We start from the raw sequence: 19775 nt of genomic DNA on the forward strand, positions 1-19775 counted from the left end.
GCGAGCCAGTACCTGGCTCAGACCGTTTCGACGTTGACCAGGCGGAACACCGCCTCGACCACATCACCCACGGTACGCACCGATTTGAACTCCTCGGCGGCGATCTTCTTGCCGGTCTGGCGCTTGATATGGTCGATCAGGTCGACGGCATCGATGCTGTCGATTTCCAGGTCCTGATACAGGTTGGCTTCCAGGCTGATGCGCTCGGGCTCCAGCTCCAACAGTTCGACCAGCGCGTCGCGCAGGGTCAGGAAAATCTCGTTGCGGCTGTTCACGTGATGACCTCCTCAGGCGACGGCGCGGTTGGCGCTGACATACTCGGCCAGGCTGTCGATGCTGGCGAAGTGCTTGCGGGTGTCCTTGGCGTCGGCGTCGATCTTGATGCCGAAGCGCTTCTGGATGGCCAGACCCAGCTCCAGCGCATCCACGGAGTCCAGGCCCAGCCCCTCGCCGAACAGTGGCTGGTCGGCTGCGATATCATCCGGTGTGAGGTCTTCCAGACCCAGGGCATCAATGATCAGGCGCTTGATTTCAAGCTGTAGTTGGCTCATCGAGTGCGAGCTCCTTTATGAAGTGTCGGTGCAGATGGTCGTTGAGTTGCCGCGAAGCGATCGGCGCCGCGCCCCGTGAGGCGAACGTCTGTGGGTCGATATCATCGCCGACCTGCAAGTGAAAATGAAATCGCCGTGACGGAATGCGGTACCAGGGCTCGGCCTTGGTCAGTGTCGTCGGTGTCACGCTGATCACCACGGGCGTGACCAGCCGCGCACCGCGCAGGGCTATGGCGGCAGCACCTCGGTGAAACTGCGGCGCCTGGCCCGGCGTGGTGCGGGTGCCTTCGGGGAAGATGATCAATGTCTGGCCCTGCTGCAGCGCCTCGGCGGCTTCGTCGAGCATTTCTGCGCTGCCGTTGTTGCTGATGTACTGCGCGGCGCGGATCGGCCCCCGGGTGAAGGGGTTGTCCCAGAGGCTCTGCTTGACCACGCAGTTGGCATCACGAATCAGCGCGATCAATACCACCACGTCGATCAGCGAAGGGTGGTTGGCGATGATCAACTGGCCGGGCCTGCCCAAGCGCTCGACCCCCTCGATCTGGTAGGTGAGCACGCCGCTGCGATACATGAACTGGACGAACAGCCAGAACATCCGGTTGACGGTCTTGCGGGCACGCAGACGCTGGCGCAGGGTGTCTCCGGGCAGTAGGGACTGCAGCGGGAACACCACCAGCCGCAAGATCAGCCCGCCCACGCCGAACAGCAGAAAGGACAGGCCGGTGGCGATCAGGCGCCACAGCCACGGCGGGCTGGGGCGCCGATTCAGAGCGTCTTCTGCCAGGTCCATCGACGTTTCTTCCATTGTTGCTGACGGAGGGGTTGCTGGTCGATCAGCATGCGGATCAGTTCCAGCGCATGGGGCCAGGGGGTTGGCTGCTGCTCATCGTTGCCCGCTTCAAGGCTCAGTCGCCAGCGCTGACCGGATGTGAGGCGCAGCGCCACGGCATAGGGAAAGGGCACGTCATCGATCCAGGGCCCGTAGGCGGCGGGTGGCCGGTCTTCGGCGACCACCACCAGCACCGAGGGCGCACCTTCGGCCAGCAGCAGGCCGGCTTCGAGCATGGCGTGTTCCAGCCCGTCGCCTTCGGCTGCCAGCGCGGTCATTTCGCTGCCGTCGCCCTGCTGGATCGACCACAGGCCGATGATGGCGTTGTGTACCGAAAGGCTGAATTGCGTAGGGGAAAGGGCTTCTTCGCGGGCCAGATCGCTGAGGATGGCGAAGGTGCGCGGTGTTTCACCGTGGCGCGAGGCATACACCAGCGGCATCGGTGGCTGACCTTGCGCCAGCGGCGTGGCCACCGCGAAGGCCATGCGCGCCAGGCGGCTCAGGCGCCGTCGTTGCATGGCCGGCAGAAAGCTGACGTCCGGCTCGTCATCATTTTCGAGGCAGCATGGGTCGCGAGCCCAGGTCGCCCAATCGTCAATATTCGCCAGACCCGGAGCCCAGGCCTGCCATTGATCGATATCGAATTGAATCACGCGAATGCCCACCGGCTTGTTCGCCAGCCTTTTGGTTGGCGGATCGATTACCGCCATGAAGTGCGGGCATTATCCAAGCGGGCTTGGCACGAGGCAAATAAAAGCGGGGCGGACCGAGACGCCGCCCCGCGGGTCTCAGCCTCTGGACGCTTCCAGCGCCTGGGACAGGTCGGCGAGAATGTCGTCGATATGCTCGATACCGATGGACAGCCGCACCATGTCACGGGGCACGCCAGCCTTTTGCAGCTCTTCATCGTTGAGCTGGCGGTGGGTAGTCGAGGCTGGATGACAGGCCAGCGATTTGGCATCGCCGATGTTCACAAGGCGCACCACCAGATTGAGCGCGTCGATGAACCGCGCGCCGGCATCGAAGCCGCCCTTGATGCCGAAGGACAGGATCGCCGCCGGGCGACCGCCGGTATAGCGTTGCGCCAGGGCATGTTCGGGATGATCCGCCAGGCCGGCGTACCGGACCCATTCCACCTGCGGATGTTGTTGCAGGTAGTCGGCAACTTTCAGTGCGTTCTCGCAATGACGCTCCATGCGCAATGCAAGGGTTTCCAGGCCCTGGAGGATCATGAAGGCGTTGAACGGTGACAGCGCCGCACCCATGTTGCGTAGCGGCACCACGCGGCAGCGGGCGATAAAGGCCGCTGCGCCGAAGGTTTCGCTGTAGTTGACGCCGTGGTAGGAGACATCCGGCGTGTTGAGCAACGCGAAGCGTTCACTGTTCTCGGCCCAGGGGAACTTGCCGGAATCCACCACGATGCCGCCGATGCTGGTGCCGTGGCCGCCCATGTACTTGGTCAGCGAATGCACGACGATATCGGCGCCATGCTCGAAAGGGCGGCAGAGGATTGGCGTGGCCACGGTGTTGTCGACGATCAGCGGCACGCCATGCCGGTGCGCGGCATCGGCCAAGGCCTGGATGTCGATGATATTGCCCGCCGGATTGCCGATGGACTCGCAGAACACCGCCTTGGTGTTGCCGTCGATCAGCGCTTCCAGTGCGGCGATGTCGTCATGGGGGGCAAAACGCACCTCGATGCCCTGGCGTGGCAGGGTATGGGCAAAGAGGTTGTAGGTGCCGCCGTAGAGCTTGGCCACCGAGACGATATTGTCACCGGCTTCGGCGATGGTCTGGATTGCATAGGTGATCGCCGCCATGCCCGAGGCCACCGCCAGTGCCGCGACGCCACCTTCCAGCGCCGCGACGCGCTGCTCCAGCACATCGTTGGTCGGGTTCATGATCCGGGTATAGATGTTGCCCGGCACCTTCAGATCGAACAGGTCGGCGCCATGCTGGGTGCTGTCGAAGGCGTAGGAGGTGGTCTGGTAGATGGGCACGGCCACGGCCTTGGTGGTCGGGTCGGGGCTGTAGCCGGCATGGATGGCCAGGGTTTCCAGTTTCATGCGCGTTCCTTGTTCTTGTCTGAAAAGCCGCGAGCATGTAAGCAATCGCCGGAAGGGTCAATGATCTGCGGCAAGGCGGCTGTTTACACCGGGACCAGCGGCCAGAACCACGGAATCACCAGCGTTGCCGCGCCCCAGAGCAGCACATTCAGCGGAATTCCAACCTTGAGGAAATCGGTGAAGCGATAGCCGCCGGCGGTATAGACGAAGGTGTTGGTCTGATAACCGATGGGGGTGGCAAAGCTGGCGCTGGCGGCGAACATCACCGCCACCACGAACGCGCGCGGATCGACGCCCATCTGCTGCGCCAGGCCGATGGCGATGGGGGTGACCAGCACCGCCACTGCATTGTTCGACAGCATTTCGGTAAGGGCCGAAGTGAACAGATAGAGAAACGAGAGCATGAACAGCGGGCCGGCCCAGGGCGTGAGGGTGACCACGCTGGAGACGATCAGCTCCACCAGTCCCACCTTGTCCATGGCCACGCTGATCGCCAGCATGCCGAAGATCAGGCTGAGGATCTTCCAGTCCACCGCCTTGTAGGCATCTTCGACATCCAGGCAGCGCGTCGCCAGCACCACCGCCGCGCCGATGATCGCCAAGCCCTCGATGGGCATCACGCCCAGCGCGGCGAGCAGCATCACCGCCATGGTAATGATGATCGCGATGGGTGCTTTGTCGCGGCGGTAGGCGCGCTCCTGCACGGTGTTGAGGCTGATCAACCCGCCGTTGTCGGCGAAGCGCTTGATCTGCGTGGCCGAGCCTTCGACCAGCATGACGTCGCCGAACTGCAGTTCGAAGTCGTCGAAATTGCCCTGGATGTTCTCGTCCTGACGATGCACGGCGAGCACGTTGATGCCATAGCGCGCCGACAGGTCGAGGTCGCGCATGGGGCGGTGGCTGAAGCGCGAATCGCGGCCAACGATGGCCTCGACCAGCGTCACGTCATCGCTGCTGATGGTCTCGAAGGCGTCACCGCGATTGAAGGCCAGATGGCCGCTGCCGCGCAGCTCGACCACATCCTTGACCTGACCGTGAATGATCAGCAGATCGCCGGCCTGCAGCGCGAAATCATGCTCCGGGCGGCTGAACAGGCTGGCCCCGCGATTGATCTGCAGTACCTGCAGGCCGCTGCCGCCGTTGAGGTTGGCCTCGGCGATGCTCTTGCCGATCACCGGCGAGCTGGACGGCACCCGCAGTTCGGTCATGAAGGTGCGATCCAGGCGCGGGCCCAGCAGTTTGGAAAGGGTGTCGCGTTCGGGTAGCAAGCGCTTGCCCAGGGTCAGCATATAGAGCATGCCGACCGCGCAAAGCACTGCCCCGGCGGCGGTGATCTCGAACATGCCGAAGGGCGCCAATCCAGCCTTGCGCGCGACGCCATCCACCAGGATGTTGGTCGAGGTGCCGATCATCGTCAGCGTGCCGCCAAGAATGGTCGCGTAGGACAGCGGAATCAGCAGCTTGGAAGGTGTGGTGCCAGCGCGTCGGGCCAGGGAAATCGCCACCGGCGTGAGGATCGCCACCACCGGGGTATTGTTGAGAAAGGCGGAAATCACCAGCGCAGTGATGGTCAGGCCAGCCAGTACGCGAGTCGGGCTGGTGCCCACCAGATCGCCCAGCCAGTTGCCCAGCGCATCGATGCAGCCGGTTCGCTCCAGTGCTGCGGAAATCACGAACATGCAGGCGATGGTCACCGGCGCTGAGTTCGACAGCACCCCCAGCACCTCCGCTGGCGCCAGCAATTGCGCCGCGAGCAGCACCGCCACCGCGATCGCCACGACGATGTCCGGGCTCCAGCTCTCGCGCACGAAAGACACCAGCACCCACACCAGCACGGCGCAGACGAAATAAAGCTGCAGCGATTCAGGGAGCATGGGTTTCCTTAGCGTGCCGACAACGGAGCAGGCCGACGGGCGGCCCGTGCGCACGATAGGGGGCTCGACTTAGAGTGTCCAGAAACCTTTAACGATGTTTATATGCGTTTTGGTTATTAGCGAGACAGAAAGGAATTTTACTGCCGAGGATTGGACGGTGCCGGTCTGGGTAACGGTGCGGTACTGAGCAACCGGCAAAAAGACAAAAGCCGCGCAATGCGCGGCTTTGGAGTTGGTGGGCCCACACGGACTCGAACCGTGGACCAAAGGATTATGAGTCCTCTGCTCTAACCAACTGAGCTATAGGCCCTCAGAGGCCGGCGGATTATACCGGGGGTGTTGCGGGTGCGCCAAGCGAAGCTGTGTGAGACGGCTGCTTTGCGTGGTGGAAAGCAAAACCCCCGGTTTTGGCCGGGGGTTTTGGTTACTCGTCGAGGAAGGAGCGCAGGTGCTCGCTTCTCGTCGGGTGGCGCAGTTTGCGCAGTGCCTTGGCTTCGATCTGGCGGATGCGTTCGCGGGTGACATCGAACTGCTTACCCACCTCTTCAAGCGTGTGGTCGGTGTTCATGTCGATGCCGAAGCGCATGCGCAGGACCTTGGCTTCCCGTGCGGTGAGGCCGGAGAGGACGTCGCGGGTGGCTTCCTTGAGGCTCTCCACGGTCGCCACGTCGATGGGCGATTGCATGGCGGAGTCTTCGATGAAGTCGCCCAGGTGCGAGTCTTCGTCGTCACCGATGGGGGTTTCCATGGAGATCGGTTCTTTGGCGATCTTGAGTACCTTGCGGATCTTGTCCTCGGGCATTTCCATGCGCTCGCCCAGCTCTTCGGGCGTGGGCTCGCGGCCCATTTCCTGCAGCATCTGGCGGGAGATGCGGTTGAGCTTGTTGATCGTCTCGATCATGTGCACCGGGATGCGGATGGTCCGCGCCTGGTCGGCAATGGAGCGAGTGATCGCCTGGCGAATCCACCAGGTGGCGTAGGTGGAGAACTTGTAGCCGCGACGGTATTCGAACTTGTCCACCGCCTTCATCAGGCCGATGTTGCCTTCCTGGATCAGGTCGAGGAACTGCAGGCCGCGGTTGGTGTACTTCTTGGCGATGGAAATAACCAGGCGCAGGTTGGCCTCGACCATCTCTTTCTTCGCCCGGCGAGCCTTGGCTTCGCCGATGGACATGCGGCGGTTGATGTCCTTGATGTCAGCGATGGCCAGTTCGCATTCGTCCTGCAGTGCGATCAGCTTCTGCTGGCAGCGCTGGATGTCTTCCTTGCGTGCGCCGATGGCTTCGGCGTACTTGCTCTTGCCGCTGGCCAGTTGGTCGGCCCAGTCGAGGTCGGTCTCGTTGTTGGGGAACTGGCGCAGGAAGTCGGCGCGCGGCATGCGGGCGTCACGTACGCAAAGCTGCATGATGGCGCGTTCCTGCGCACGGATCTGGTTCAGAGCGTCACGCACGCGCTCGACCAATGCGTCGTACTGCTTAGGAATGAGCTTGATCGGCATGAACAGGATGGCCAGCTCCTGCAGGGCATCGGTTGCCTGCTCGCTGCCGCGACCATGCTTTTTCAAAGCTTTCTTGGCGACTTCCAGCTGTTCGGCAACGGCACCGAAACGTACGCGGGCAACTTCCGGGTCCGGGCCGCCATCGCCTTCTTCCTCTTCGGTTTCGGAGTCGTCTTCCTCGTCTTCTTCCTTGCCGTCGGCTGCAGGCTTTGCGGCCGCTGGAGGTGTGACGGGCTCGACTTCCTGAGGTGCGGCGGCGCCGTCGTCGTCAGGGTCGATGTAGCCACTGAGGATTTCGGTCAGGCGACCGCCTTCGGTGGTGACGCGGTCGTAATCGGCAAGAATGCTGTCGACGGTTCCGGGGAAATGAGCGATGGCGCTCATGACTTCGCGGATGCCTTCCTCGATGCGTTTGGCGATTTCGATCTCGCCTTCGCGGGTCAGCAACTCGACCGTGCCCATTTCGCGCATGTACATGCGCACCGGGTCGGTGGTACGGCCAATGTCGGTTTCCACGGCAGCGAGAGCCGCGGCGGCCTCTTCGGCAGCGGCTTCATCGGTATCGGCTTCGGCCAGCAACAGGGCATCGGCATCCGGGGCAACCTCGAATACATTGATACCCATGTCGTTGATCATGCGGATGATATCTTCCACCTGTTCCGGATCGGAAATATCCTCCGGCAAGTGGTCATTGACCTCAGCGTAAGTCAGGTAACCCTGCTCACGGCCACGCTGGATCAATTCTTTGAGACGAGACTGCTGTTGCGCTTTTCCGGACATATAACCCTATCCACTGACGGTTCTGGCGGGCTGAAAACAAGCTGAGCATTATAGCCGAGCAGGGACCTCACGCGCCAGTTGAGGTCGATTTAGGGCACTTCTAAAAACTATCTGCGTTGGCAATACGGTGTTAAAAGCAGGCTTGGACTGCTCATTCAGACCACTAAACTCCGCGTCCTTGCCTGTTTTGCTCGCCCTTCGGGCCAGCCTGCGGCTGTTATTCCCGTTGGTCGTTGCGCTTTGTCTTGACTGCCTCGCCTATGTTTTTAGAGGGACCCTTTAGTGGGTGTTGCGTTGCGATTCAAGAGATTGCGCAGCTGATCCTTTTCCTCTGCGCTGAGCTCGCCCTGGCGGGCCTTGCGCAGCAGCGTTTCGAGGCTGCGTTCGCGTTGTCTGGCGGCCAGGGTAGTTATGGTGTCGAAAAACTGTTGTTCAAGGTTATCGGCCGAGATCAGCCATTCTTTCTCCGCCAGGGCGCGTAAAAGACGCCCTTGGTCGGTGCCGTGCCAGCGAGCGATCAATTGCAGGCTGCGCAGCTTTGGATTTTTTTGCAGGGTGCCGAGCAGGGCGACCAGCAGTTGGGCGTAAGTATCGTCTTCTGCGGCAAAATTACTGGCATCTTCGACCTTTTGTGCCAGCTCGGGATGATGCAGCAGGGTGCGCAGGGTGGTCAGTGCCGGAGGTTCGACACTGGTGGGAGTGCGTGGGCCTCGTGCCTTGAAGTCTGGCCGCTGGCCGGATTTTTTCCAGTCCTTTTTCCAGTCTTTGTCTTTCTTGTCGCCGCGCCTGGGCTGGGCAGGCTCTGGCGGCGCGTACCAGGTGTCTTCCTCGTGGCCGGTGCTGGCGTCGTAATAGGCGTTGTCATCGTAGTGGGGCGCTGCGGTTGGCGCTGCAGTGGTTATCTGTTGCAGTGCATCGCCGTGCAGGCCGGTGATTTCACCCAGGCGCTGACGCATCAGGGTGCGCAGGTTGGTGCCGGGAATCTTTTCGATGAGCGGTGCTGCCAGCGTGGCCAGGTGGGCCTTGCCTTCCAGTGAGCGCGGGTCGGCTTCCTCGCTGAGCTGCTGGAAGAAATAGTCGGCCAGCGGCTGTGCCTGCTGCTGGATGCGGGCGAGGAAGGCGTCGGTGCCTTCACGGCGAACCAGGCTGTCCGGATCTTCGCCTTCGGGCAGGAACAGAAAGCGCGCGCGCCTGCCATCCTGCAGGTTGGGCAGGGTCGATTCCAGTGCGCGCCAGGCGGCCTTGCGCCCGGCTGCATCACCGTCGAAGCAGAACAGCACGCTGGGGACGACACGGAACAGGCGCTTGAGGTGCTCGTCGCTGGTGGCGGTGCCGAGTGTGGCGACCGCGTTGCGCAAGCCCTGCTGGGCCAGCGCGATGACATCCATGTAGCCCTCCACGACCATGATCTCGTCGAGATCGCGGTTGGCCTTGCGGGCTTCGTACAGGCCGTAGAGTTCCTGGCCCTTGTGGAATACCGGGGTTTCCGGCGAGTTGAGGTATTTGGGCTTGTCGTCGCCCAGCACCCGTCCGCCGAAGGCGATGATGCGCCCGCGACTGTCGCGGATGGGAAACATCACGCGGTCGCGGAAGCGGTCGTAGCTGCGCCCGGTTTCGGCGTTTTCGATCAGCAGGCCGGCGTCGAGCATGGCCTTGTGTTGCAGGCTGTCGCCGCCAAGATGCTTGATCAGGTTGTCCCAGCCGGGCGGTGCGAAGCCGAGGCTGAAGTCGCGTGCGATCACCCCCGACAGGCCGCGGCTTTTCAGGTATTCCACGGCGGCCTTGCGGGCCGGATGATTCTTCAGCGCCTGGCGGTAATAGTCGGCGGCGGCATCGAGCAGCGGGTAAAGCGGCGAGTCGACCGGCTGCCTGGGTTTGCGGCCGGGGCCGCTTTCCTCGCGGGGCACTTCCATGCCGGCGCGCTTGGCCAGATCCTCGACCGCCTGGGGAAAGTCCAGGCTGTCGTGGTCCATGATGAAGCCAAGGGCGTTGCCGCCTGCGCCACAACCGAAGCAGTAGTAGAACTGCTTGTCGGGGCTGACGCTGAACGAGGGGGTCTTTTCCTTGTGGAACGGGCAGCAGGCGGTGTAGTTCTTCCCGGCTTTTTTCAGTTGAATGCGCGAACTCACCACTTCGACGATATCGGAGCGGTTAAGCAGGTCATCAATGAAGGACTGTGGAATCAGGCCGGCCATAGGGGCTTTAGAGTACGCTCGCGATGAGTGGCGCGGAAATGAAAAAACTCCGCCCATTCGCCAACTGGCGAAGCGGAGTCTTTTTTCGGCGCAAATGCAAAGCCCGGCATTCGCCGGGCTTTATGCGGCTTCGTTGTACGTGGATCAGTACAGACGAACGCTGCGGCGCTGTTCGCGCTGCACTTTCTTGGCGTGACGCTTGACTGCGGCAGCAGCTTTACGCTTGCGCTCGGCAGTGGGCTTCTCGTAGAACTCGCGGCTGCGGACTTCTGCCAGCACACCGGCTTTTTCGCAAGAACGCTTGAAGCGACGCAGAGCTACGTCGAATGGTTCGTTCTCTTTAACTTTAACGTTGGGCATCCAGGACGTACCTTCACTTGTTTACCGGTTACAACGCGCTTCGGCAAAGATAGCGAGCACGCTGGTTTTAAGGGTTGCGGATGTTAACGCCTTGCTGCGAGGAATGCAAAGGCCGTTGAGCGAAAAGCATCAGCGGTTGTTCCCGTTTCGCGGCTGCGGCGATTATCATGCGCGGCTTCATTCGCTTTCTGTAGGTTACACACCCAATGCTGGTGCTGGGGCTGGAAACTTCATGCGACGAAACCGGTGTCGCGCTCTATGACAGCGAACAGGGGCTGCTGGCCGATGCGCTGTTCAGTCAGATCGATCTGCATCGCGTCTATGGGGGTGTGGTGCCCGAGCTGGCGTCGCGCGATCACGTCAAGCGCATGCTGCCGTTGATTCGTCAGGTGCTGAATGAGGCCGGGCGCGATTCGAGTCAGATCGACGCGGTGGCCTATACCGCCGGTCCCGGTCTGGTCGGCGCCTTGCTGGTCGGTGCCTCCTGCGCACAGGCGATGGCTTTTGCCTGGGGTGTGCCGGCGATTGGCGTGCACCACATGGAAGGCCATCTGCTGGCGCCGATGCTCGAAGAGCAGCCCCCGGCGTTCCCGTTCGTTGCCTTGCTGGTCTCCGGTGGCCATACGCAACTGGTGCGCGTCGACGGCATTGGCCGCTATGAGTTGTTGGGCGAGTCGGTGGATGACGCCGCCGGTGAAGCCTTCGACAAGACCGCCAAGCTGATGGGGCTGCGCTATCCGGGCGGCCCTGAAATCGCCGCGTTGGCCGAGCGCGGTAAGCCGGGGCGCTTCGTCTTCCCGCGCCCGATGACCGACCGTCCGGGGCTGGATTTCAGTTTCAGCGGCCTGAAGACATCCACCCTGACTACCTGGCAGCGCTGCCGCGATGCCGGTGATGAGGGTGAGCAGACACGCTGTGACATCGCCCAGGCCTTCCAGCAGGCGGTGGTCGAAACGCTGACGATCAAATGCCGGCGCGCCCTGCAGCAGACGGGACTGAATACGCTGGTGATCGCTGGCGGCGTCAGCGCCAATCAGGCTTTGCGGCAAAGCCTGGAAAGCATGCTCGCCGAGCGGAAAGGACAGGTGTTCTATGCGCGACCACGCTTCTGTACAGACAATGGTGCGATGATCGCCTACGCCGGTTGCCAGCGCCTGTTGGCTGGGCAGCATGAAGACCTGGCGATCAAGGTGCAGGCACGCTGGCCGATGGAGAGCCTGCCGAGTTGCGAGCAGCAGGCTGCGATTTAAAAATGCCTTTCGCGTCCGGCCATCAGGTCGCGCAGATTGCTGCGATGCCGCCAGATGATCAGGCTGGCCAGCAAGGCCATCGGCAGCAGGCTGTCGGGGCGCTGCCAGGCGAGTAGTGGCAGACACAGCGGCAACGCGGCCAGCGCGGCCAGTGAGCTGGTGCGGGAGAATTTGAACACCAGTAGCCAAGCGGTCAGCGCGAGAAGCGCGGCGGGGGGATAGAGCCCGAGCAGGGCGCCTGCTGCAGTGGCCACGCCCTTGCCTCCGCGAAAACGAAAATACAGCGGGTACAGGTGACCGAGCACCGCTGCCAGTGCGATCCAGCTTTGCTGCTCGAGCGGCAGCCCCAGAGCTTCGGCGAGCAGGACGGGCAGCAGGCCCTTGAGCAGGTCGCCGCACAGCGTGGCGATCGCCAGGCGCTTGCCAGCCAGCCGCAGCATGTTGGTCGCGCCAGGATTGCCCGAGCCACTGCCACGTGGATCGGGTGCCCCGACCAAGCGACTGAGTAGAATGGCGAATGACAGTGATCCGATCAGGTAAGCGAGCAGTGTCAGTTGCCAGAACATGAAATTACATCCGGGGCAGGGGTCCCAGAGTCTAACAGGCCGCTGTAAAACAACCTGCGTTGGCAATACTTCGTTAAAAACAGCTTAGTCTTACCGGCCTCGCCTGTGTTTTCAACGATCTGCCAACGGCATGGTGAATGTTCATGCCGTGGGGAGAGGTGCGTGGATACAGTTTTCATCGAAGGGCTGGAAGTGGATACGCTGATTGGCGCCTATGACTGGGAGCGCGGTATTCGGCAGTGCCTGCGGCTGGATCTGACCCTGGGCTGGGATATTCGTCCCGCTGCGCAGAATGACGAGCTGGACAAGGCGCTGGATTATGCCGAGGTGGCCAAGGTTATCGACCATTTCGCGCAGACCGCCCGCTTCGAGCTGGTCGAGACCTTCGCCGAGCGCCTCGCGGCGTGCCTGATGGAGCGCTTCGGCATTCCCTGGCTGCGCCTGCGGGTAACCAAACCGGGCGTCAATGCCCGCGCTTCGGCGCTGGGCGTGGAGATCGAGCGCGGATGTCGCTGATACCCGTATTGCTTGGGCTCGGCAGTAATGTCGGGCGCAAGCGCAACCTGAGCGCCGGGCTCGATGCGCTGAGCCAATTGCTGGGTGACATGCGCTGCTCGCCGGTCTTTGAAAGTCATGCGGTGGGCTACAAGGGTGACAATTTCTTCAATCTGGCGGTGGCTGGCCTGACCGAGCTGCCGCTGATGGAACTGGACCGCCGGCTCAAGTTCATCGAGGCGGACAATGGCCGCTACGCCCCCGAGCGCAAGGGGCTGCCGCTGGATATCGACGTGCTGATGTACGGCGATCAGGTGGGCAATTTCCACGGCCTGGAGTTGCCGCGCCCGGAGGTGCTGAAGAATGCCTTCGTGCTCTGGCCGCTGGCCCTGCTGGCGCCCGAGATGCGGCATCCCGTGGCTGGACAGACTTTCGCCGAGCTTTGGCAGGCGGCACGGATCGACCAGCAGCTGTGGCCAACGGCCTTTCGCTGGCGGGAGACCGAGCTGACGCCGCTGGCGTTGCTGCAGGCGCATTCGGGTCAGGCAACCTCAGGCTGCAAATAGACGTGGGAGGTGAGATGGCCTCGCCGTCAGTCGCTACGCCTGTGCTCCCATTGGCGGCCAGGGCCGCTCCCGCGGACGAAGTCTGTGCCAGACCACTGCTGTAGCGGACTTGTCCGCGAACCCCCGGTCAGAGCTGGCAGGCCACTAAACGCTCGATTGCCTTGAGTCGTTCGCGTTTCAGGGCTTCGCCCAGTTCCGCGCCCTTGTAGCCCTGCTCGATCAGCGATTTCGCTTCCACCGCTCTGACGCTGGTTGCGGCTGTGTGCAGCCAGGCGCTTGGTGGATACGCCCGTGATTCGGAACAAGCGATCATTTCGCAGGCGGCAATGAACTGTTCGAAGCGTTCGGGGCGGCGGTGGATGTCGAAGTGCAGCAGCAGGTTGAACAACTCTGCCGCGCCCAGTTCCAGCGCCCGGTGTGCTTGGCTGTGGAACTCACCGACCAGCAGGGCCAGCTCCTGACAGTCGCGCGGGACCTTGTAGCGCGCATTCACGGCCTCGATCAGGCGCAGTTCAGGCGCACGGCCCTGGCTCAGGTCATGCAGCAGGCAGGCCCAGCGAATGGCCAGTGGCTGTTCATGGTGGGCGCACTGTCGCAGCACTTTGAGCAGACGCTTGCCCCTGCCGCTGTGCGCTGCGAACAGGGCATCGAGTTCGGGAAACAGCACGGCGAGGGCGCCGCAATCGCGCAGTACCTGCACGAACACGTCGGGGCGCGGCTCCATCAAGGCGCGGGAAATTTCCTTCCAGCAGCGTTCCGGGGTGAGGGCCTGCAGCTCGTTCGAGTCGGCCAGCTGACGCATCAGCGCCAGAGTTTCCTCGGCTATGCCGAACCCCAGTTCGGCATAGCGCGCCGCAAAGCGGGCCACGCGCAGTACCCGTAGCGGGTCTTCGGCAAAGGCGGGCGATACGTGCCTGAGGGTGTGCGCGGCGAGATCGGCCTGGCCGTTGTAAGGGTCGATCAGCCGACCTTGTTCATCCTCGGCCATGGCGTTGATGGTGAGGTCGCGGCGGATCAGGTCTTCTTCCAGGGTGACGTCGGGGCTGGCGTAGAAGGTGAAGCCGCCGTAGCCGCGGCCACTCTTGCGCTCGGTGCGGGCCAGCGCATACTCCTCGCCGGTTTTTGGGTGCAGGAACACGGGGAAATCCGCGCCTACCGGGCGATAACCCAGCGCCTGCATCTGCTCGGCGCTGGCGCCGACCACCACCCAGTCCACCTCGGTTACGGGACGCCCCAGCAACCGATCACGCACCGCCCCGCCGACTTTGTAGATTTGCATGCCTTCCTCCGTTGGGGCGGAGGATAAAGGATAAAGGTGGGGAAGCCGACAAGGCATGACCTGGATTGTGCCTTCGGCTAAGCCAGGCTAGGGGCCGTACACTTCTGGCTATGTCCCCGTTATGTGTTGGCGGAGCACTCCTGCTTTTGTGGGAGCGGACTTGTCCGCGAAGCGCTTCCCGAGCATCGGTGTGGTTCCGGTCGCGGCTAACAGGCCGTTGAAAAACGTAGTAGAGGCAGGCAAGACAAGGCAAAAACAGGCGAGGACGCGGAGTTTAGTGGCCTAAATGAGCAGTCCGAGCCTGTTTTTAACGCAGTATTGCCAACGCAGGTAGTTTTTCAAAGGCCTGCTAAGGCCCCTCCCGCGATGGCCGCGTGCATACCGCTCCCACAAAAGCGCCGCCTCCAGCCTTATTGCCTTGCCGCCAGATTCAGACCGGGAAATCTGGTTTCGGGCTCTGCCTCGGTTCTGGGCGGCATATGGTGGGTGGCTACCCGATTGTCGTCCTGCATGGAGTACAGATGGACATCGAAGCCCCAGAGGCGGTGCAGGTGCTTGAGGACTTCTTCGGTGGAGCCGCCGAGGGGTTTGCGGTCGTGTTGCTGATGGCGCAGGGTCAGCGAGCGGTCGCCACGCCGGTCCACGCTCCAGACCTGAATGTTGGGTTCGCGGTTGCCGAGGTTGTATTGTGCGGCCAGCAGTTCGCGGATGGTGTGGTAGCCGCTCTCGTCATGGATCGCCGGCACCAGCAGTTCTTCCTTGTGGTCGTCATCGAGAATGCTGAACAGCTTGAGGTCGCGAATCACCTTGGGCGAGAGGAATTGCAGGATGAAGCTTTCGTCCTTGAAGTTCTGCATGGCGAATTTCACCGTGGTCAGCCAGTCGCTGCCCGCGATATCGGGGAACCAGTGGCGATCCTCCTCGGTGGGTTTTTCGCAGATCCGGCGGATGTCCTGGTACATGGCGAAGCCCAGCGTGTAGGGATTGATGCCGCTGTAGTAAGGGCTGTCGAAGCCCGGCTGGTAGATCACGCTGGTGTGCGACTGCAGGAACTCCATCATGAAGCCGTCGGTGACCAGGCCCTCGTCGTAGAGATCGTTGAGCAGGGTGTAGTGCCAGAAGGTCGCCCAGCCTTCGTTCATCACCTGGGTCTGGCGCTGGGGATAGAAGTACTGCGCGATCTTGCGCACGATGCGCACGATCTCGCGCTGCCACGGTTCGAGCAGCGGCGCATGTTTCTCGACGAAGTAGAGGATGTTCTCCTGCGGCTCGACCGGGAAGCGCTGGTCGTCGTCCTCTTCATCGCCTTTGCCTGAGGCGCGGGGAATGGTGCGCCAGAGATCGTTGATCTGCTTTTGCAGGTGTTCTTCGCGGTCCTTCTGACGGCGCCGTTCCTCTTCGGCGGAGATGGGATAGGGGCGCTTGTAGCGGTCCACGCCGTAGTTCATCAGCGCATGGCAGGAATCGAGCAGGTCTTCCACCGCATTGATGCCGTGGCGTTCCTCGCATTGGGTGATGTACTGCCGGGCAAAGACCAGGTAGTCGATGATCGAACCGGCGTCGGTCCAGGTGCGGAACAGGTAGTTGCCCTTGAAGAAACTGTTGTGTCCGTAGCTGGCGTGAGCGATGACCAAGGCCTGCATGGTGATGGTGTTTTCTTCCATCAGATAGGCGATGCAGGGGTCGGAATTGATCACGATTTCGTAGGCCAGGCCCATCTGCCCGCGCGAATAGGACTTTTCCGTGCTGAGGAAATGCTTGCCATAGGACCAGTGGTGATAGCCCAGCGGCATGCCCACCGAGGCATAGGCGTCCATCATCTGCTCGGCGGTGATCACCTCGATCTGGTTGGGATAGGTGTCAAGCGCGTAGCCTTCGGCGATCCGACCGATTTCGCGGTCGTAGGCACGGATCAGCTCGAAGGTCCATTCCGAGCCGGTGGAAATGGGCTGTCGTTTCATGCTGCGTACCTCAGCTGGCCATGCGTCGCTGGAAGAGTTCGCGGAATACCGGGTAGATATCCCCCGCGCTCACCAGTTGCTGCTGGGCGAACGAATCGGCAAAGGCTTCGGCCACCTGGTTGTATTCGTACCACAATGCCTGATGTTCGCGAGGCGTGATCTCGACGTAGGAAAAATACTGGACGAACGGCATGATCTGGTTGATCAGAATGTCACGGCAGACCGGCGAATCATCGTTCCAGTTGTCGCCGTCCGAGGCCTGGGCCGCATAGATGTTCCACTCGTTGACCGGATAACGCTCGGCCATGATTTCCTGCATCATTTTCAATGCGCTGGAGACGATGGTGCCGCCGGTTTCCCGTGAATAGAAGAACTCCTCCTCGTCCACTTCCTTGGCGCTGGTGTGGTGACGAATGAATACCACCTCGATCTTGTCGTAGCTGCGCTTGAGGAACAGGTACAGCAGGATGAAGAAGCGCTTGGCGATGTCCTTGGTGGATTGGGTCATGGAGCCGGAAACGTCCATCAGGCAGAACATCACGGCCTTGGAGCTGGGGTTGGGGTGTTTGACCAGCAGGTTGTATTTCAGGTCGAAGGTGTCGAGAAAGGGCACGCGGTTGATGCGTGCGCTCAAGCGCTCGAGCTCCTGTTCGAGGGCCTGGATATCGGTGAAATTATCCGGTTCCTCAAGCTTGAGCCGCGCCAGCTCGGCCTTTGTCTCGCGCAGCTTCGTACGGCTACTGCCCGATAGCGCGATGCGCCGCGCATGTGCCGAACGCAGGGTGCGGACGATGTTGATCCGCGACGGGTTGCCTTCGTTGCTGATGCCGGCGCGTACCGTCTTGAAAGTGTCGGCACCGGTGATATGGCGCTTGACCAGATTGGGCAGTTCCAGGTCCTCGAACATGAAGTCGAGAAATTCCTCCTGGGTGATCTGGAACACGAAGTCATCCATGCCCTCGCCGCTATCGCTGGCCTGCCCGGCGCCACCCCCGCCGCCGCCACCTTGCGGACGCGGGATGCGCTCACCGGCGACGAACTCCTTGTTGCCGGGATGCACGATGGTCTGTCGGCCACCACGGCCATGGTGCAGCACCGGTTCGTCGATATCGCGACCGGGAATGCTGATCTGTTCGCCATGCTCCATGTCGGTGATGGAGCGCCGGCCCACGGCTTCCTCCACGGCCTTCTTGATATGCCCACGGTAACGCTGCAGGAACCGCTGACGGTTCACCGTGCTTTTGTTCTTGCCGTTCAGGCGACGGTCGATCACATAACTCATACGAGCCCTCCGGGCTGAGGCTGTAGGCTGTAGGCTGGACGAGGTGTTGCTTTTTCGTCCAGCCTACAGCCTCTGGCCTTGAGCGGCCTTTGGATTACTGCGATTTCCGTACCCGCAGATACCATTCCGAGAGCAGGCGAACCTGTTTCTCCGTGTAGCCGCGTTCGACCATGCGCACGACGAAGTCGCTGTGTTTCTTCTGGTCTTCCTTGCTCGCCTTGGCGTTGAAGCTGATGACGGGCAGCAGGTCCTCGGTGTTGGAGAACATCTTCTTCTCGATCACCACGCGCAGCTTCTCGTAGCTGAGCCAGGACGGGTTCTTGCCGCTGTTGTTGGCGCGGGCGCGCAGCACGAAGTTGACGATCTCGTTGCGGAAATCCTTCGGGTTGCTGATACCGGCGGGTTTCTCGATCTTCTCCAGCTCCTCGTTGAGGGCCATGCGATTGAGGATTTCGCCGGTCTCGGGATCACGGTATTCCTGATCCTGAATCCAGAAATCGGCGTAGAGCACGTAGCGGTCGAAGATGTTCTGCCCGTACTCGCTGTAGCTTTCCAGGTAGGCGGTCTGGATTTCCTTGCCGATGAACTCGACGTAACGCGGCGCCAGGTATTCCTTGATAAAACGCAGGTACTTTTCCCGGACTTCAGCAGGGAACTGTTCCTGCTCGATCTGCTGCTCCAGCACGTACAGCAGGTGCACCGGGTTGGCGGCGATCTCGTGGGGGTCGAAGTTGAACACCTTGGACAGAATCTTGAAGGCGAAGCGGGTCGAAAGGCCGTTCATGCCCTCGTCGACGCCGGCGGCATCGCGGTACTCCTGGATCGATTTGGCCTTGGGGTCGGTGTCCTTGAGGTTTTCGCCGTCGTAGACGCGCATTTTCGAGTAGATGTTGGAGTTTTCCGGCTCCTTGAGGCGGCTCAATACCGAGAACTGTGCGAGCATCTTCAGCGTGTCGGGTGCGCAGTGGGCCTTGGACAGCGAGCTGTTGAACAGCAGCTTGTCGTAGATTTTCACCTCGTCCGTCATGCGTAGGCAGTACGGCACCTTGACGATGTAGATGCGGTCGATGAAGGCTTCGTTGTTCTTGTTATTGCGGAAGGTATGCCATTCCGACTCGTTGGAGTGAGCCAGCAGGATGCCACTGTAGGGAATCGCGCCCAGCCCCTCGGTGCTGTTGTAGTTGCCTTCCTGGGTCGCGGTCAGCAGCGGGTGCAGCACCTTGATCGGTGCCTTGAACATCTCGACGAACTCCATCAGGCCCTGGTTGGCCCGGCACAGCGCGCCCGAGTAGCTGTAGGCGTCGGCGTCGTTCTGCGGGAACTCCTCCAGCTTGCGGATATCCACCTTGCCCACCAGGGCGGAGATGTCCTGGTTGTTCTCGTCACCCGGCTCGGTCTTGGCCACGGCGATCTGGTTGAGGATCGAAGGGTAGAGCTTGACCACACGGAACTGGCTGATGTCACCGCCGAATTCCTGCAGGCGCTTGGTGGCCCAGGGCGACATGATCGAGTTGAGGTAGCGCGGTGGAATGCCGTAGTCCTCTTCGAGAATCTGCGCATCCTCGGCGGGGTTGAACAGCCCCAGTGGCGACTCGAACACCGGCGAGCCCTTGATGGCATAGAAGGGCACCTTTTCCATCAGGTGCTTGAGCTGTTCCGCCAGCGAGGATTTGCCGCCGCCCACCGGGCCGAGCAGGTAGAGAATCTGTTTCTTCTCTTCCAGTCCCTGCGCGGCATGGCGGAAGTAGGAGACGATCTGGTCGATGCACTCCTCCATGCCATGGAAGTCGCCGAATGCCGGGTAGCGGCGAATCACCTTGTTGGAAAAGATCCGTGACAGGCGCGGGTCGGTCGAGGTGTCGATCAGTTCGGGCTCGCCGATGGCCATCAACAGGCGCTCGGCGGCGGTGGCGTAGGTACCCGGATCTTCCTTGCACAGATCGAGGTATTCCTGAAGCGAATACTCCTCTTGGCGGGTTGCTTCGAATCGTTGCTGGTAATGGCTGAAAATGCTCATTGACTTCACCTCGGACGATGCTCGGAGCCGGTGTTGTCATCAGGCATTCAGGGGCGGCCAGCTGTTGTGCAGCGGCCTGATGGTGGCGTCCCCCCGAACAGCCGATGGTCGTGACCTGAGGCCCGGTAGTCTTTTGTCGACTTTCACCTGTTTGGATGGCCTGAACTCAAGGATAGTTCGGATTCGGCAAACTCAAGGGGGCGAGC

General features: G+C 61.6%; 17 protein-coding genes and 1 tRNA gene. 3 read left to right on the plus strand and 15 right to left on the minus strand.

Annotated elements, in window-relative coordinates:
- Positions 1–17: 17 nt before the first annotated feature.
- The 10 genes from G7020_RS05190 to rpsU all read right to left on the minus strand — a co-directional run bounded on the left by G7020_RS05190 (position 18) and on the right by rpsU (position 10153).
- Entirely contained in the window at positions 18–275 is a 258-nt protein-coding gene (locus G7020_RS05190) for an acyl carrier protein (RefSeq protein WP_181082872.1), read from the minus strand.
- Between the two features lie 12 nt (positions 276–287).
- Entirely contained in the window at positions 288–551 is a 264-nt protein-coding gene (locus G7020_RS05195) for a phosphopantetheine-binding protein (RefSeq protein WP_181082873.1), read from the minus strand.
- A complete protein-coding gene (locus tag G7020_RS05200; RefSeq protein ID WP_181082874.1) occupies positions 532–1341 on the minus strand; it encodes a lysophospholipid acyltransferase family protein in 810 nt (269 codons plus the stop codon). Before G7020_RS05200 ends, G7020_RS05195 begins: the two co-directional genes overlap by 20 nt.
- On the minus strand, positions 1317–2039 hold the full coding sequence (locus G7020_RS05205; RefSeq protein WP_181082921.1) for a beta-ketoacyl synthase chain length factor: 723 nt from the start codon (positions 2037–2039) through the stop codon (positions 1317–1319). Before G7020_RS05205 ends, G7020_RS05200 begins: the two co-directional genes overlap by 25 nt.
- 129 nt (positions 2040–2168) lie before the next feature.
- On the minus strand, positions 2169–3446 hold the full coding sequence (locus tag G7020_RS05210; protein WP_181082875.1) for a bifunctional O-acetylhomoserine aminocarboxypropyltransferase/cysteine synthase: 1278 nt from the start codon (positions 3444–3446) through the stop codon (positions 2169–2171).
- A gap of 83 nt (positions 3447–3529) precedes the next feature.
- Positions 3530–5320: an SLC13 family permease gene (locus G7020_RS05215; protein WP_181082876.1), complete on the minus strand. Its 1791-nt coding sequence runs from the start codon at positions 5318–5320 to the stop codon at positions 3530–3532.
- Positions 5321–5553: 233 nt separating this feature from the next.
- Positions 5554–5630 (minus strand) — tRNA-Ile (locus G7020_RS05220).
- Between the two features lie 114 nt (positions 5631–5744).
- Positions 5745–7598, minus strand: a complete 1854-nt coding sequence (rpoD, locus tag G7020_RS05225) for an RNA polymerase sigma factor RpoD (protein ID WP_181082877.1) — start codon at positions 7596–7598, stop codon at positions 5745–5747.
- 266 nt (positions 7599–7864) lie between these two features.
- On the minus strand, positions 7865–9793 hold the full coding sequence (gene dnaG, locus G7020_RS05230; protein WP_181082878.1) for a DNA primase: 1929 nt from the start codon (positions 9791–9793) through the stop codon (positions 7865–7867).
- A gap of 144 nt (positions 9794–9937) precedes the next feature.
- On the minus strand, positions 9938–10153 hold the full coding sequence (gene rpsU, locus G7020_RS05235) for a 30S ribosomal protein S21 (RefSeq protein WP_003283508.1): 216 nt from the start codon (positions 10151–10153) through the stop codon (positions 9938–9940).
- Positions 10154–10359: 206 nt separating this feature from the next.
- On the opposite strand from rpsU, the gene tsaD reads away from it, so the two are divergent.
- Positions 10360–11403, plus strand: coding sequence for a tRNA (adenosine(37)-N6)-threonylcarbamoyltransferase complex transferase subunit TsaD (gene tsaD, locus G7020_RS05240; RefSeq protein ID WP_181082879.1), 1044 nt, complete (start codon positions 10360–10362; stop codon positions 11401–11403).
- On the opposite strand, the gene plsY is transcribed toward tsaD, so the two are convergent.
- Positions 11400–11969, minus strand: a complete 570-nt coding sequence (plsY, locus tag G7020_RS05245; protein WP_181082880.1) for a glycerol-3-phosphate 1-O-acyltransferase PlsY — start codon at positions 11967–11969, stop codon at positions 11400–11402. The two genes, tsaD and plsY, sit on opposite strands and share 4 nt — an antisense overlap.
- A 162-nt stretch (positions 11970–12131) precedes the next feature.
- Here plsY and folB point away from each other — a divergent pair, with 162 nt between their 5' ends.
- Together folB and folK are read left to right on the plus strand one after the other, a co-directional pair.
- Positions 12132–12485, plus strand: coding sequence for a dihydroneopterin aldolase (gene folB, locus G7020_RS05250; RefSeq protein WP_181082881.1), 354 nt, complete (start codon positions 12132–12134; stop codon positions 12483–12485).
- A complete protein-coding gene (folK, locus tag G7020_RS05255) occupies positions 12476–13030 on the plus strand; it encodes a 2-amino-4-hydroxy-6-hydroxymethyldihydropteridine diphosphokinase (RefSeq protein WP_181082882.1) in 555 nt (184 codons plus the stop codon). The genes folB and folK overlap by 10 nt, the downstream gene beginning before the upstream one ends.
- Before the next feature lie 127 nt (positions 13031–13157).
- Here folK and G7020_RS05260 read toward each other — a convergent pair whose 3' ends face one another.
- The 4 genes from G7020_RS05260 to G7020_RS05275 all read right to left on the minus strand — a co-directional run bounded on the left by G7020_RS05260 (position 13158) and on the right by G7020_RS05275 (position 19569).
- Positions 13158–14309: a multifunctional CCA addition/repair protein gene (locus tag G7020_RS05260; RefSeq protein ID WP_181082883.1), complete on the minus strand. Its 1152-nt coding sequence runs from the start codon at positions 14307–14309 to the stop codon at positions 13158–13160.
- Positions 14310–14719: 410 nt separating this feature from the next.
- On the minus strand, positions 14720–16270 hold the full coding sequence (locus G7020_RS05265) for a SpoVR family protein (RefSeq protein WP_181082884.1): 1551 nt from the start codon (positions 16268–16270) through the stop codon (positions 14720–14722).
- A 10-nt stretch (positions 16271–16280) separates the two neighbouring features.
- Entirely contained in the window at positions 16281–17552 is a 1272-nt protein-coding gene (locus G7020_RS05270) for a YeaH/YhbH family protein (RefSeq protein WP_181082885.1), read from the minus strand.
- 94 nt (positions 17553–17646) lie between these two features.
- Complete coding sequence (locus G7020_RS05275; protein ID WP_181082886.1) at positions 17647–19569, minus strand: PrkA family serine protein kinase; 1923 nt, start codon at positions 19567–19569, stop codon at positions 17647–17649.
- Between the last annotated feature and the right edge of the window lie 206 nt (positions 19570–19775).

It is taken from the genome of Stutzerimonas stutzeri, assembly GCF_013522825.1.
GTDB lineage: Bacteria > Pseudomonadota > Gammaproteobacteria > Pseudomonadales > Pseudomonadaceae > Stutzerimonas > Stutzerimonas stutzeri_AK.

Coding starts and splice junctions, on each gene's coding strand:
- G7020_RS05195 (WP_181082873.1), bottom strand. CDS start 551: ATGAGCCAACTACAGCTTGAAATCAAGCGCCTGATCATTGATGCCCTG.
- G7020_RS05200 (WP_181082874.1), bottom strand. CDS start 1,341: ATGGACCTGGCAGAAGACGCTCTGAATCGGCGCCCCAGCCCGCCGTGG.
- G7020_RS05210 (WP_181082875.1), bottom strand. CDS start 3,446: ATGAAACTGGAAACCCTGGCCATCCATGCCGGCTACAGCCCCGACCCG.
- G7020_RS05215 (WP_181082876.1), bottom strand. CDS start 5,320: ATGCTCCCTGAATCGCTGCAGCTTTATTTCGTCTGCGCCGTGCTGGTG.
- rpoD (WP_181082877.1), bottom strand. CDS start 7,598: ATGTCCGGAAAAGCGCAACAGCAGTCTCGTCTCAAAGAATTGATCCAG.
- dnaG (WP_181082878.1), bottom strand. CDS start 9,793: ATGGCCGGCCTGATTCCACAGTCCTTCATTGATGACCTGCTTAACCGC.
- rpsU (WP_003283508.1), bottom strand. CDS start 10,153: ATGCCCAACGTTAAAGTTAAAGAGAACGAACCATTCGACGTAGCTCTG.
- tsaD (WP_181082879.1), top strand. CDS start 10,360: ATGCTGGTGCTGGGGCTGGAAACTTCATGCGACGAAACCGGTGTCGCG.
- plsY (WP_181082880.1), bottom strand. CDS start 11,969: ATGTTCTGGCAACTGACACTGCTCGCTTACCTGATCGGATCACTGTCA.
- folK (WP_181082882.1), top strand. CDS start 12,476: ATGTCGCTGATACCCGTATTGCTTGGGCTCGGCAGTAATGTCGGGCGC.
- G7020_RS05260 (WP_181082883.1), bottom strand. CDS start 14,309: ATGCAAATCTACAAAGTCGGCGGGGCGGTGCGTGATCGGTTGCTGGGG.
- G7020_RS05265 (WP_181082884.1), bottom strand. CDS start 16,270: ATGAAACGACAGCCCATTTCCACCGGCTCGGAATGGACCTTCGAGCTG.
- G7020_RS05270 (WP_181082885.1), bottom strand. CDS start 17,552: ATGAGTTATGTGATCGACCGTCGCCTGAACGGCAAGAACAAAAGCACG.
- G7020_RS05275 (WP_181082886.1), bottom strand. CDS start 19,569: ATGAGCATTTTCAGCCATTACCAGCAACGATTCGAAGCAACCCGCCAA.